The following is a 13,485-nucleotide window of genomic DNA, read 5'->3' as shown; positions in this document are numbered from 1 at the left end:
TGAGTTCCTTTCTATCTTAGCTGATTCGCCACTTGAGATAAGCATCGATAAAACCATCTAGGTCTCCATCCATAACCTTATCTACCTGCGCAACTTCAAAGCTAGTTCGATGATCTTTTACCATAGTATAAGGCGTGAAAACATAAGAACGGATTTGACTTCCCCATGTGATTTCCTTTTTCTCACCTTTGAGGGAATCAACTTCCGCAGCTTTCTTTTCTTGCTCCATTTGATAGAGCTTAGCCTGCAACATCTTCATGGCACGATCTCTATTTCCATACTGAGTACGATCGACTGTTGACTGGACAACAGTCCCAGTAGGAATGTGTGTCAAACGCACACCTGTTGAAACTTTGTTGACGTTTTGTCCACCAGCACCACCTGAACGGAAAGTATCCATCTTGATATCATCTTCACGGATTTCCACTTCAATGGTATCATCCAACTCTGGCATCACTTCTACAGATGTGAAAGAGGTATGGCGACGTTTAGCAGAGTCAAATGGTGAAATTCGCACCAAACGGTGTACCCCCATTTCTGACTTGAGAAGGCCATAGGCATTAGGCCCTTCAAATGATAGGGTTACTGACTTAATACCAGCTTCATCTCCTGCTTGGTAATCCAAAACTTCTACTTTAAATCCTTTAGCATTTCCATAGCGAGTGTACATACGAAGTAACATATCCCCCCAGTCCTGAGCCTCTGTACCACCGGATCCTGGATGGATTTCCAAAATCGCATTATTATGGTCATAAGGTTCTGACAAGAGCAAGGTCATCTCATAACTAGTCATCATTTTATCGAGTTCTGATAACTGTGCAACCAATTCTTCATGCACCGACTCATCTTCAGCTAAAAAATCTAATAAAATTTCAACTTCATCCTGCAACTCTTCCATTTTATGGAAGGTATTGTAGGTATTTTTTAATTCATTTAATTCTTGCGACGTTTTTTGGGCCGCGATATTATCGTTCCAAAAATCAGGTTCTGTCATCTTGTTTTCCAAGATGGCAATCTCTTCCTCTAAACCTTCGAGGTCAAAGAGACCCCCTGAAAGAAGCTAATTTTTCACGATTTGCGTCAATTTTCTGACGAATTTCTGAAATGTCCATAAATACTCCTTTTTTATATCGTTTTATTATACCATAATCTATCATTTCTTTCCATCTTTTGCTCTAATCCCTTGTTACACGTAAAAAGAAGCCTTTCGGCTTCCCTTCTTACAAGACTTTTGCTGAAGTACGAGTAATTTCTTCTACTTGAATATTTTCTGATTCAAATTTTTCTTTCAAGGCTGGTAAATCAATTGATCCATCGATTTGAACTTCGATAATGACCTTACCATCTTTACGCGGAATATTTACTGTATGGGAGATATTCAAATTTTCTTCTACAATCAAAGAAACAATTTTTCCAAGAACACCAACTTCATTTTCCGTAACAAAGCGTACACGAATCCCTTCTTCGCCATAACCTGCTATTTCAAGAAAGGCTTGGAAAACGTCACGGTCCGTAATAACTCCGTATACTTGATGGTTATCAACGACAGGAAGAATACCAATCTTATTTTTCAACATCAAATAAGTTGCATCCTCAAGACTCGCATAGCCTGAAACAGTGACAACATCGCGAATCATGACATCTTTTACTTTTGTCTTATTCAGAAGATAGTTCATCTCATAGATAGAAAGACTGGTTGCTTTTGATGGACTAGCTTGCGCAATGGTTCCTTCAGTCACCAAACCAACCAATTGATCATTTTCGATAACAGGCAAGCGGTGCAACCCTTGCTCTCTCATCAAATCTGCTGCATGAGATACTGTTGTATCTGGACTAATATACACTACCTTGCGGGTCATAAAATCTTTAACTGCCATGAGACTTCTCCTTTTCTGTTCTTATCCCTATTATACAATCTTTTTGTAAATCTATCAAACGCTTACATTTCTTTTTCAAAATTCAGAAAAGTATGAATAAGCTAGCAAAAAGAGCTCTGAAATCGAGCTCTGTGAATGAATGTAAGAAACGTTTCATTTCATTTTTTTCAATTATTAGAAATTAACCTTTTAATGTAGATAAAGATTGCTTTACAATCTATATCTGTCAACTAAAAAGGTCCCCTGGACTATAATGATGATTACTTCGTAATCCTCATCCACCGACTAAAACAATCCAGTGGATAAGATAATTGCTTCGCAATCTCCATCTGCCGACTAAAAAAGTCCCCCGGACTATAATGATGATTACTTCGTAATCTTCATCTGCCGACTAAAACAATCCACTGGATTGTTTTAGCCACCTAGATATGCTTTTCTGACTTCTTCTGATGAAGCGAGTTCTTTTCCTGTTCCTGATAGAACGATTTTCCCTGTTTCCAGTACATATCCTCGGTCAGAGATTGCGAGTGCTTTATTGGCGTTTTGTTCAATCAAGAGAACGGTTGTTCCTTGATTCTGGATATCTTGAATGATATCAAAAATCTCTTGGATAAATATTGGGGCAAGTCCCATTGATGGTTCATCTAAAAGAAGAAGCTTTGGCGTTGACATAAGAGCGCGTCCCATGGCAAGCATTTGTTGTTCCCCTCCTGAAAGAGTAGCTGCATCTTGGTTCTTCCGTTCTTCAAGACGAGGAAAGCGTGAGAAAACTTTCTTCAAGTTGGCTTGATTTTCTTCACGGTTTTTCTTTAAGAAAGCTCCCATTTCAAGATTTTCCATAACAGTCAAGCCAGGAAAGACGTGGCGTCCTTCTGGAACTTGTGAAAGACCACCTGCCACGATTTTTTGAGCTGGCATTTTTTGGATTTCTTGACCTAAAAATTCAATCTTTCCTGAACTAGGTCTAACCAAACCAGACAAGGTGCGAAGAATGGTTGTCTTACCTGCACCATTGGCACCGATAAGGGAAACAACCTCTCCTTCATTTACTTCAAAGCTTACATCACGGACTGCTTGGATCATACCGTAATGCACAGAAAGATTATCAACTTTTAACATAGACATTAGGCTTCACCTCCTAGATAAGCTTCGATAACGCGTTTATTGGTCTTAATTTCGTCTGGAGTTCCCTGAGCAATCAAACGACCATATTCAAGTACGTAGATACGTTCTGTTACTTCCATGACCAGATTCATATCGTGTTCAATCAGCATGATCGTAATCTTAAATTCATCTTTGATACGACGAATTAACTCAGTCAATTCGGCTGTTTCCTGCGGGTTCATACCTGCTGCTGGTTCATCTAAAAAGAGAATTTTAGGTTCCGTAGCAAGGGCACGAACAATTTCCAAACGACGTTGTTGTCCATAGGCAAGGTTTTTAGCAAGAGTCTCTGCATCACCATCTAAGTCAAAGATTTTCAGCAATTCTAAAGCTTTAGCCTTTAATTCTTTTTCACTCTTGTAAAAAGCTGGTAAGCGCAAAAAACTAGCAAAAACATGTTGTTTGTGATGGTTGCCAAAGGCAATCAAAACATTGTCCAAAACTGTTAAATCTTTAAAAAGACGGATATTTTGGAAAGTACGTCCAAGTCCCAAAGAAGCAATCTTATAAGGTGACTTTCCATTCAAAAGGTGACCATCTAGTGTTACTGTTCCCTCACTTGGTTCATAAACACCCGTCAAGAGGTTGAAAAGGGTGGTTTTCCCAGCTCCATTTGGACCGATTAGTCCAACCAGTTCCCCTTCGTTCAATTCAAGAGTCACATCTCCAACAGCTGTTAGACCGCCAAAATGTTTGGTTAACTGTTTTACTTCAAGTAATGCCATTAGTTTTGTTCCTCCTTTTTAGATTTTTTAAAGAAACGTGATAGGCTCAATTCCCATGTTCCAAGGAGTCCACCTGGTCTGAAAATCATTACCAATACCAAGGCCAAAGCGTAAATAATCATACGCACGCTAGCAACGTCTTGGAGAAGCATATTCAAAATTCCAAGGACAATAGCTGAAACAATGGCACCTGTAATTGAACCAAGTCCACCAAATACAACAATGATCAATACGTTGATTGAGTTGATGAAAGTGTAATCTTTCGGTACAACTGAACCGATAAATCCTGCCTGAAGTGACCCTGCAATACTCGCAGTAATAGCACCGAAGACAAAGGCGATGATTTTAATTTTAGTCGTATTAACCCCAACTGACTCAGCAGCGATTTCATCCTCACGAACGGAGAGGGTTGAACGACCAATTGGACTACGCAAGAAGTTCAAGGTTGCAATGGTTGTAATCACGACAAAGAAGTAAACCATTTGCCAAGTTGTAAAGTTAGGAATTCCCAAGATACCTGCCGCACCATTTGTAATGCTTCCACCATTGATGATAAAGATACGGATAATTTCAGATACACCAAGAGTCGCTACTGCAAGATAGTCTCCCTTCAAGCGCAAGGTTGGAATTCCGACAAGTAAAGCAACTGCTCCTGAAAGCAAAGCTCCTACCAGCATAGCTCCAAAGAAGGCACCGTAGGTTGGTGATTTAGAACCAATAATAGCAGCGGCATAGGCACCAATCGCCATGAAACCTGCATGCCCAAGTGAAAATTGTCCTGAAAAACCAACGATTAGGTTGAGACCAACAGCCAGAATAATATTAATTCCAATTTGTTGTAAAATCTGTACATAGAATAGGTTGAGTACTCCGACTGAGACCAGTATACTAATCAAGCCATAGCCAGCTAACAAAAGGAGTAACCATAGAATATTAACTTTTAAATTTTCCTTCATCGTTTACACCTTCTCTTTCGCATTCTTACCAAGGATACCAGCTGGGCGGACAATCAAGATCAACAACAAGATTCCATAAACAATGGCATCACGGAAGTCTGACATCCCAAAGGCTGTCGCAAAGGTTTCCAATAGACCAATCACAAAACCACCAAGAGCCGCACCAGGAATAATTCCGATACCACCAAGTACTGCGGCAACGAAAGATTTAAGACCTGGAGTAACCCCCATCAAAGGCTCAAGAGAGTTATAATAGAGGGCAATCAAAACACCAGCCGCCCCCGCAAGAGCAGAACCCAAAGCAAAGGTAAAGCTGATAGTACGGTTTACATTGATCCCCATCAATTGCGCTGCATCGCTATCTACGGATACTGCACGCATGGCTTTCCCCATCTTAGTCTTTTGGACAATGACTTGTAACAAAATCATCAAAATCAAGGAAATGGCCAAAATCATTAACTGCACGTTTGTTAGGCTAACTGGTCCCAAATCATAGCGAACTGTTTGAATCGCTTGAGGGAAAGCACGGGTATTGGCACCAACCAGATAGACCATCCCATACTCCAATAGGAAAGAAACCCCAATAGCTGTAATCAAAACAGCAATACGAGTAGAGTGACGCAAAGGCCGGTAAGCAAGGAACTCAATCACGACACCAAGAATGGCTGTCGCTAGCATAGCTACAATAAGAGCTACAAAGAAATTCATTTGGAAAAAATTAATCAAGAAATAACCGATAAAGGCTCCCATCATATAAATATCACCGTGGGCGAAGTTGATGAGCTTGATAATTCCGTAAACCATGGTATACCCTAGGGCTAACAGCGCGTAAACACTACCTAGAATCAAACCATTTACTAGTTGTTGGAGCATAAGATTCACTCTTTCTATTTATAATTTTGAGGGTTTTCCCTCACTTTTTGATAGGTTCTTAAACATCGAAACAGGGAGTGAGTCAGAGGCTCAATCCCTATTTCAACATTTTCTATTATGGTTTTACAACTTCTGCTGCTTCAACCTTACCATTGTTCATGGTCATCATGTAAGCAGTTTTGACTGTGTTGTGGTCTGCATCGAAGCTTGTTTGACCAGTTACACCTTCAAAGTCTTTTGTTTTAGCAAGGTTGTCTTTGATCTCACCTGAGTTTTTGGCACCTTTTGCTGCGTTTGCTACAAGGTGAACTGAGTCATAAGCCAAAGCTGCAAATGTTGAAGGCTCTTCATTGTACTTAGCACGGTAAGCCTCAAGGAAGGCTTTTGCTTTAGCAGAAACTTCTACAGTAGTTGAGAAGCCTGAGATAAAGTAGATGTTTGATGCTTTTTCAGGAGTTGCTTGTTGTACAAACTCTTCACCGTTGAATCCATCACCACCAACGATTGGTTTGTCAATTCCCATACCACGCGCTTGGTTTACAATTTTACCAGCTTCAGTGTAGTAACCAGGAACAACAATAGCATCAAAGTCTTTCCCTTTCATTTTTGTAAGGGCTGCTTGGAAGTCTGTGTCACCTGCTACGAAAGTTTCATCTGCAACGATTTCACCTTTGTAAGCTTCACGGAAGGCTTTAGCAATACCTTTAGCATAGTCGCTGGCATTGTCAGTGTAAAGAACAACTTTCTTAGCGTTTAATTTTTCAGTAACATAGTTTGAGATAATTTTTCCTTGGAAGCTATCTTGGAATGTTCCGATAAAGAGGTAATCTTGACCTTTAGTCAATCCATCTTGAGTCGCACTTGGTGAAATCAATGGAACACCTGCTTTTGTAGCGTTAGCCACCGCAGCTGCAGTTGCACCAGATGTCGCAGGTCCTACGATTGCTGATACTTTAGATTGGGTTACAAGGTTAGTTGTTACTGAAGCCGCCTCAGCTGTTTCAGACTTATTATCTTTATCGACTACTTCGATTTGTTTTCCGTCGATACCACCTGCTGCATTGATTTCATCAACAGCAAGTTGGGCACCTTTTTGTTCAGATGTACCGTAGGCTGCTACGGCACCAGTTTCTTCAAAGTTAAATCCGATTTTGATTGTCTTTTCATCTACTGAGTTACCAGCAGCGTTTGACGCTCCAGACTTCACTTCTCCACATGCTGCAAGAAGAGCTACACTTGCAAGCGCCACAAACGATAGGACAATTTTTTTCTTCATCTTTTTTGTCTCCTTATTTCTTAAATAAATAGCATGTTAAGAATATACCGAATTATCAGAAAATTGTCAACACTTTTCTTGAACTTTTTCGATGATAACGTTTTCCTCTCGATAGAGATTACCCACAAAGGGTGTTTCCAGCTCTTGGATATGACAAACTCTGACTTTTTTTATAAATTTTTCCTTGCTCAAGTGTCCGACCAATTGCTCCACTTCTTGAGTTGGAACATAGAGTTGTAAGTAACGATGTTTCTTGGAATGATAGGTAATATCTCCATAATCCTGCAATTTTTTGGCATCACGATTATAGTAAAGATAGATAATCAAGCCAGATCGATTGACTTTTTCAAACATGATGAATCCTCTTTCTAAGAAATCTCTCCCTATTATACCAAAAAAAGCAAACCCAGTCGAGTTTGCCTTCTTTGATCATTAATTCAATGAATTGTTGGCCATGATTTCATCAATAAAGCCATATTCAAGTGTTTCTTGTGCGCTCATCCAGTTATCGCGTTCTGCATCTGCGTGAACTTTTTCGATTGACTGACCTGAATTTTCAGCCAAGATTTTTTCCAAGGTATTACGAGTTTTAAGCAAGTGTTCTGCAGCGATCGCCATATCGGTTTGTTGAGTACCACCACCTGTACCACCCATTGGTTGGTGAATCATGTATTCAGCATTTGGAAGCATGAAACGTTTGCCTTTTGCTCCACTTGATGCAATGACTGTTCCCATAGATGCAGCCATTCCCATAACGATAGTTTGGACATCAGCCTTGATAAAGTTCATAGTATCAACGATTGCTAAACCAGCTGAAACGGAACCACCAGGTGTATTGACATAAAGGTAAATATCTTTTGTACTATCTTGGGCATCCAAGAAAAGCAATTGGGCAATAACAGAGTTGGCCATATTGTCTTCAACTGGACCTGTCAGCATAATGATGCGGTCTTTGAGAAGACGTGAGTAAATATCGTAGGAACGTTCTCCACGGCTTGTTTGTTCAATAACTACAGGAATCATTTATTTCTCCTTTTGAGTTTTAATTTTGTTGGTCAAATGACTGAAGATAAGACTATTATAATATCTTGGTCAAAAAAGGTCAAATTTTTGCTCTGTTTTCATCAGACAGAAACAAAAATTCAACCTCCTTTCGTGACTGGAAATTCTTTTCCAAGTCAATCTTCTTTTCGATTTTATTTCGTACCGAACAAGCGGTCTCCAGCATCCCCAAGACCTGGAACGATATAACCGTGTTCGTTCAAGCGTTCATCCAAGGCTGCTGTAAAGATTTCTACATCTGGATGAGCTTCTTGAAGGGCTTTTACACCTTCTGGAGCAGATACAAGGCAGACAAATTTGATATTTGACGCGCCACGTTTTTTAAGGGAGTCAACAGCTAAGATTGCTGAGCCACCTGTTGCCAACATTGGGTCTACTACAAAAATTTGACGTTGGTCAATGTCCTCAGGCAATTTCACCAAGTACTCAACTGGTTGAAGCGTTTCTTCATCACGGTACATACCGATGTGACCAACCTTAGCAGCTGGAACCAAGCTCAAGAGCCCATCGACCATCCCGATACCTGCACGTAAGATTGGAACGATGGCCAATTTCTTACCTGCCAATTGTTTTTGAACTGTTTTTGTGATTGGTGTTTCGATTTCCACATCTTCTAGTGGAAGATCACGAAGTACTTCATACCCCATCAACATTGCAATCTCATCTACTAGCTCACGAAAAGCTTTTGTAGAAGTATCTGTACGACGCAAGATTGACAATTTGTGTTGAATCAATGGATGATTAATAACTTCAATTTTTCCCATTTTTGGAATTCCTTCTTTCAATTTATTCTTCTTATTATACCAAAAAACGGTTTAAAAATCTTTCTAAACCATTTATTTTTGATATTTTTTACATTAGATCAGCCTCTTTAAGAGCTGTCTGTACTGTCTCAAGTGGTAAATGAGTCAATTCTGTCCCTTTTTCTTGATAAAGGTATTGGGCGTAGTCGTCCATTCTGTACTGGTTGATATAAACCACTCGCTTGCAGCCGACCTGCAATAATTGTTTGGTACAATTCAGACAAGGAAAATGGGTTACATAGGCTGTGAAACCTTTAGGAACACCACGTTCTGCACCTTGAAGGATAGCATTGACCTCAGCGTGAAGGGTGCGAACACAGTGTCCTTCAATGACTAGACATTCGTGGTCAATACAATGCTCGGTTCCTGACACTGAACCATTGTAACCAGTTGAAATTACCTTATTATCCTTTACCAGAATCGCACCCACTTTGGCACGTTTACAAGTGGAACGATTGGCAATTAGTAGAGCTTGGGCTGCAAAATACTCATCCCAGGCCAGTCTTTTTTCAGTCATATCTCTTCTCCTTTTTCTCTATTTTTTAAAAAATGGTAACCGTAAATCCGCAATCTTTTCAGCAGGTACCTTCATGCCATCCTTGATCCATTTTAAAAGGACTGAGACGATGGCTGAACTCCAGAAGGAATGAAGATAAGAGCTGACACCTTTTGATTTTCCATGGTATTTTTCCAGAAACTCCTGCATGGCTTGGACAAAGATTTTTTCCAGATGGTAATCTAAGGCAAGTTGAATCACTCTGGCTTCCTTTCTTGCTTCTCGGAAAAGGTGAACCCAGACCAGATAAAGGTCTGTCTTTAAATCATAATGATGCAACTGTTCCATAATATTGTGGACAGTTCGTTTAAAGACGCTTTCTAAAATCTCCTCTTTGGAATCATAATTGCGATAAAAGGCCGCACGAGAAACGCCTGCACGTTTGACCAATTCAGAAATACTAATCTTGGTCAAGTCCTTTTTTTCCAAGAGTTGCAAGAGGGCTGTTTCGATGGCTTCTCTAGTTAATAAATTGGATTCTTGGTTTGATTTTCTGAGATTTTCAAGAGACTTTTCAGAGATTCTACGTTCAGACATAACATTTTCTTTCTACTTGTCACAACAGACGGATGAGGCTTTTGTTTCAAGGGCTTTCATGATATAATTGTAAAAAAAGACAGAACCTTTGTCAATGTATAACTGACAAAGATGGAGAATTTCTATGACTTGGAAGATTATTGCTGACTCTGGTTGTGATTATCGTCAGCTAGCAACACCAGCTATTGACACGACCTTTGTAAGTGTTCCCTTAACCATTCAAGTAGCTGATCAGGTCTTTGTTGATGATGCCAGTCTTGACATTGATCAAATGATGGAAACCATGTATGCAACTGCAGAAGCTTCAAAATCAGCTTGTCCAAGCCCAGATGATTATTTGCGAGCATTTGAAGGTGCCAAAAACATTTTCTTGGTAACCATCACTGGTACTCTTTCTGGCAGCCACAATAGTGCTCAACTAGCCAAGAATATTTATCTTGAAGAACATCCTGATACTAAAATTCATGTAATTGATAGTTTGTCTGCTGGTGGGGAAGTTGACTTGCTCATAGAAAAATTAAATGACTTTATTGACCAGGGTCTATCTTTTGAAGAAGTCGTTGAAGCTATCACTGCTTATCAAGAAAAAACCAAGTTGCTCTTTGTCCTAGCCAAAGTAGATAACTTGGTGAAGAACGGCCGTTTGAGTAAGCTTATCGGTACAGTCGTTGGCCTTCTCAACATCCGTATGGTTGGAGAAGCTAGTGAAACCGGAACTCTCGAACTACTACAGAAAGCACGAGGACCAAAGAAATCAGTTCAAGCTGCCTATGATGAGTTAGTAAAAGCTGGATATGCTGGTGGACGTATTATCATGGCCCAACGCAATAACGAGAAATGTTGCCAACAGCTCTCAGAGCGAATTCGCGAAACCTTCCCACAAGCAGATATTAAAATTATCCCAACCTCTGGCCTCTGCAGTTTCTATGCAGAAGATGGCGGTTTGCTGATGGGATATGAAATTGATTAATTGCATTCTTGACAAGAGGTGACCATCATCTCTTGTTTTTTTGTGGTACAATAGAGCTATGAAACATTTTGATACTATTGTCATCGGTGGAGGACCTGCTGGTATGATGGCTACAATTTCCAGTAGCTTTTATGGACAGAAAACCCTCCTTATCGAAAAAAATCGGAAACTTGGAAAAAAATTAGCTGGGACTGGTGGTGGACGTTGCAATGTGACCAACAATGGTAGCTTGGACGACCTGCTAGCTGGCATCCCTGGAAATGGGCGCTTTCTCTACAGTGTCTTCTCCCAATTTGATAACCATGATATCATTAACTTTTTTACGGAAAATGGGGTTAAACTTAAAGTCGAAGACCACGGGCGCGTCTTTCCGGCCAGCGACAAATCACGAACTATAATCGAGGCTTTGGAAAAGAAAATTACTGAGCTAGGCGGTCAAGTCGCTACTCAAACCGAGATTGTTTCGGTTAAAAAGGTGGATGACCAATTTGTTCTTAAATCAGCTGACCAAATCTTCACTTGTGATAAACTGATTGTCACAACTGGTGGAAAATCCTATCCTTCCACTGGTTCGACTGGTTTTGGACATGAGATTGCCCGTCATTTTAAACACACCATTACCGAACTTGAGGCTGCTGAAAGTCCATTATTAACGGATTTTCCACACAAAGCACTTCAGGGGATTTCACTAGACGATGTGACCTTAAGCTATGGAAAACATGTCATCACGCACGATCTGCTTTTTACCCACTTTGGTTTGTCTGGCCCTGCTGCTCTGCGTATGTCTAGCTTTGTCAAAGGTGGGGAGGTTCTCTCACTGGATGTTTTCCCTCAACTTTCTGAGAAGAACTTGGCTGCATTCCTAGAAGAAAATCGTGAAAAATCCTTGAAAAACGCTTTAAAAACTTTGCTTCCAGAACGCTTGGCAGAATTTTTTGTGCAAGGCTATCCAGAAAAAGTCAAACAACTGACTGAAAAGGAACGCGAACAACTTCTCCAGTCTATCAAAGCACTCAAAATCCCTGTGACCGGAAAAATGTCCCTTGCCAAGTCCTTTGTCACCAAAGGGGGCGTCAGTCTCAAGGAAATCAATCCCAAAACTCTAGAAAGTAAGCTGGTACCTGGACTCCACTTTGCTGGCGAGGTACTGGATATCAATGCCCACACGGGTGGGTTTAACATCACTTCTGCCCTCTGTACTGGTTGGGTGGCGGGATCAAACCCAATCTAAATCTGAATTATTTAATGGCTAAATCAGCCCCAAAAGAAAGGAAGTCCTTTGGAACATATTATCTTGTTAAGGGGAGTTACTCCTAATGGAAAAAATGCTATCCCTAAAATGTCTTATCTAGTAGATATCTTAACAGAAGCCGGTTTTCAACAAGTTCGAACTTATATTCAAAGTGGAAATATCATTCTTGAAAGTAACTTAGCCTTAGAAAAAATACGAGAACAGGTTCATACTCTAATAAAGAAAAAGATTGGAGCCGATCTCAAAATAATCATTAAGAATAAGGATGATTTTGAAAACATTGTCCAAGAAAATCCGTTTAGAGAACACTATCTTTATGACCGTGTACACGTGATTTTTTATCAAGAATCTATTCAAAGTCTCCCTTTAGAAAAATTGAAAATTGATTACGGTGAAGAAGAAATTTGTATCGGTAACCACTGCCTTTACCTCTATCTCCCTAGAACTGCTAAACAAAAGAAACTCCATACCAACTATCTTGAAAAGCTTTTTAATGTAGATTTGACCATGCGAAAACTAAATGTGGTAGAAAAATTATTAAGCAAATAGTGCTTGAATTTAGTAAAAATCGGAAGATCACTCCTCCGATTTTATTTTGTTTGAGTTTGGACATAGTGGACAATGACATCTGATGTGTATTGGGCAGTGCCAGTTCCAAATTTGTCAATGTTTTCCTTAAACTCTGGGTTATAAACATATCCCTTACCGATATGGCCGAATACTTCAATCGTACAATCAAATCCATAAGTACGAATAGCTTGCAAGAGTTTGCCTGCTTGCTCTTGGTTTTCAGTTGCTGTTGCAGGTAAACCAGCTTGAAGATTTTGTGACAAAGCTTGAAAAACTTGGTTAAAGACAGCCGTAGCCTCGTCTTCGTGACCTTTTTGGCGCTCGAGCGCTTGGTCCATGACTTCTTGTCCATATTTTTCTACCGCTTCTTGATGGTATTTTTGATGGTCTTGGTAGTTAAATCCAGCAAATTTCTCTTGAATGCTCATTTCTCTTTCTCCTTTTTGTTCTTGAATGGTTTTTTGCAAGGTTGAAATCAAGGTATCCAGATGTTCCCTCTCTCGAGTCAAATAGTCCAACTGTCTAGTCAAGTGGGGCAATAAATCAGTCCTTTCTTCCTTTAATAGCTCTGCTATTTTTTCTAAAGAAAAGCCTAGATATTTGTAGTAAAGAATGACCTGAAGGCGTTCCAAATCCTCCTGACTGTAGGTTCGATAGCCGTTTTCCGACTTTAAAGGAACTAAGAGTCCTATCTTGTCGTAGTGGTGTAGGGTCTTGACAGAGACGCCCGAAAGCTGCGCAGCTTCTTTTATATGGTACATGATTTCCTCCTTATACTCAATGAAAATCAAAGAGCAAACTAGGAAGCTAGCCGCAGGCTGTACTTGAGTACGGTAAGGCGACGCTGACGTGGTTTGAATTTGA

16 protein-coding genes are annotated in these 13,485 nt (G+C 40.0%); 3 read left to right on the top strand and 13 right to left on the bottom strand.

Annotation, left to right across the window (positions count from 1 at the left end; all coding sequences use genetic code 11):
* Positions 1–16: 16 nt before the first annotated feature.
* From prfB to CBI42_RS06345, 12 genes are all read right to left on the bottom strand, one after another.
* Positions 17–1,112, bottom strand: a protein-coding gene (prfB, locus tag CBI42_RS06410; protein ID WP_125386088.1) for a peptide chain release factor 2 whose coding sequence is annotated in 2 segments (ribosomal slippage) — positions 17–1,039 and positions 1,041–1,112 — 1,095 coding nt in all. Because the reading frame shifts where the segments join, the coding sequence is not laid out codon by codon here.
* 108 nt (positions 1,113–1,220) lie between these two features.
* Positions 1,221–1,877 (bottom strand): CBS domain-containing protein, encoded by a 657-nt coding sequence (locus tag CBI42_RS06400; RefSeq protein ID WP_004256822.1) that lies wholly within the window; start codon positions 1,875–1,877, stop codon positions 1,221–1,223.
* A 414-nt stretch (positions 1,878–2,291) separates the two neighbouring features.
* Complete coding sequence (locus CBI42_RS06395; RefSeq protein WP_049541223.1) at positions 2,292–3,002, bottom strand: ABC transporter ATP-binding protein; 711 nt, start codon at positions 3,000–3,002, stop codon at positions 2,292–2,294.
* Positions 3,002–3,766, bottom strand: a complete 765-nt coding sequence (locus CBI42_RS06390; protein ID WP_001185997.1) for an ABC transporter ATP-binding protein — start codon at positions 3,764–3,766, stop codon at positions 3,002–3,004. Before CBI42_RS06390 ends, CBI42_RS06395 begins: the two co-directional genes overlap by 1 nt.
* Entirely contained in the window at positions 3,766–4,722 is a 957-nt protein-coding gene (locus CBI42_RS06385; RefSeq protein WP_049552613.1) for a branched-chain amino acid ABC transporter permease, read from the bottom strand. Before CBI42_RS06385 ends, CBI42_RS06390 begins: the two co-directional genes overlap by 1 nt.
* Before the next feature lie 3 nt (positions 4,723–4,725).
* Positions 4,726–5,595, bottom strand: coding sequence for a branched-chain amino acid ABC transporter permease (locus CBI42_RS06380; RefSeq protein WP_049552612.1), 870 nt, complete (start codon positions 5,593–5,595; stop codon positions 4,726–4,728).
* A gap of 115 nt (positions 5,596–5,710) precedes the next feature.
* Positions 5,711–6,871 (bottom strand): ABC transporter substrate-binding protein, encoded by a 1,161-nt coding sequence (locus tag CBI42_RS06375; protein WP_049552611.1) that lies wholly within the window; start codon positions 6,869–6,871, stop codon positions 5,711–5,713.
* Positions 6,872–6,937: 66 nt separating this feature from the next.
* On the bottom strand, positions 6,938–7,225 hold the full coding sequence (locus CBI42_RS06370) for a YlbG family protein (protein ID WP_049492230.1): 288 nt from the start codon (positions 7,223–7,225) through the stop codon (positions 6,938–6,940).
* A 78-nt stretch (positions 7,226–7,303) separates the two neighbouring features.
* Complete coding sequence (clpP, locus tag CBI42_RS06360) at positions 7,304–7,894, bottom strand: ATP-dependent Clp protease proteolytic subunit ClpP (RefSeq protein ID WP_000613475.1); 591 nt, start codon at positions 7,892–7,894, stop codon at positions 7,304–7,306.
* Between the two features lie 173 nt (positions 7,895–8,067).
* Positions 8,068–8,697 (bottom strand): uracil phosphoribosyltransferase, encoded by a 630-nt coding sequence (gene upp / locus CBI42_RS06355; protein WP_000515974.1) that lies wholly within the window; start codon positions 8,695–8,697, stop codon positions 8,068–8,070.
* A gap of 88 nt (positions 8,698–8,785) precedes the next feature.
* The gene (locus CBI42_RS06350; protein ID WP_000136976.1) at positions 8,786–9,253 is read right to left on the bottom strand and encodes a deoxycytidylate deaminase; all 468 of its coding nucleotides are present in this window, start codon (positions 9,251–9,253) and stop codon (positions 8,786–8,788) included.
* An 18-nt stretch (positions 9,254–9,271) separates the two neighbouring features.
* Positions 9,272–9,829, bottom strand: coding sequence for a TetR/AcrR family transcriptional regulator (locus CBI42_RS06345; RefSeq protein ID WP_000004136.1), 558 nt, complete (start codon positions 9,827–9,829; stop codon positions 9,272–9,274).
* A 124-nt stretch (positions 9,830–9,953) separates the two neighbouring features.
* Here CBI42_RS06345 and CBI42_RS06340 point away from each other — a divergent pair, with 124 nt between their 5' ends.
* From CBI42_RS06340 to CBI42_RS06330, 3 genes are read left to right on the top strand one after another with little or no spacing between them, the layout of a single operon-like run.
* Positions 9,954–10,799, top strand: coding sequence for a DegV family protein (locus CBI42_RS06340; protein ID WP_000219924.1), 846 nt, complete (start codon positions 9,954–9,956; stop codon positions 10,797–10,799).
* Between the two features lie 58 nt (positions 10,800–10,857).
* Positions 10,858–12,030, top strand: a complete 1,173-nt coding sequence (locus CBI42_RS06335; RefSeq protein WP_094753566.1) for an NAD(P)/FAD-dependent oxidoreductase — start codon at positions 10,858–10,860, stop codon at positions 12,028–12,030.
* Positions 12,031–12,078: 48 nt separating this feature from the next.
* The gene (locus CBI42_RS06330; protein WP_049552608.1) at positions 12,079–12,600 is read left to right on the top strand and encodes a DUF1697 domain-containing protein; all 522 of its coding nucleotides are present in this window, start codon (positions 12,079–12,081) and stop codon (positions 12,598–12,600) included.
* Positions 12,601–12,641: 41 nt separating this feature from the next.
* Here the strand turns inward: CBI42_RS06330 and CBI42_RS06325 are convergent, their stop codons facing one another.
* Complete coding sequence (locus CBI42_RS06325; RefSeq protein ID WP_094753548.1) at positions 12,642–13,382, bottom strand: MerR family transcriptional regulator; 741 nt, start codon at positions 13,380–13,382, stop codon at positions 12,642–12,644.
* Between the last annotated feature and the right edge of the window lie 103 nt (positions 13,383–13,485).

The sequence above is a fragment of the Streptococcus sp. KR genome (assembly GCF_002238115.1).
Classification (GTDB): Bacteria; Bacillota; Bacilli; order Lactobacillales; family Streptococcaceae; genus Streptococcus.
This window is presented reverse-complemented; position numbering and strand designations above follow the sequence as displayed.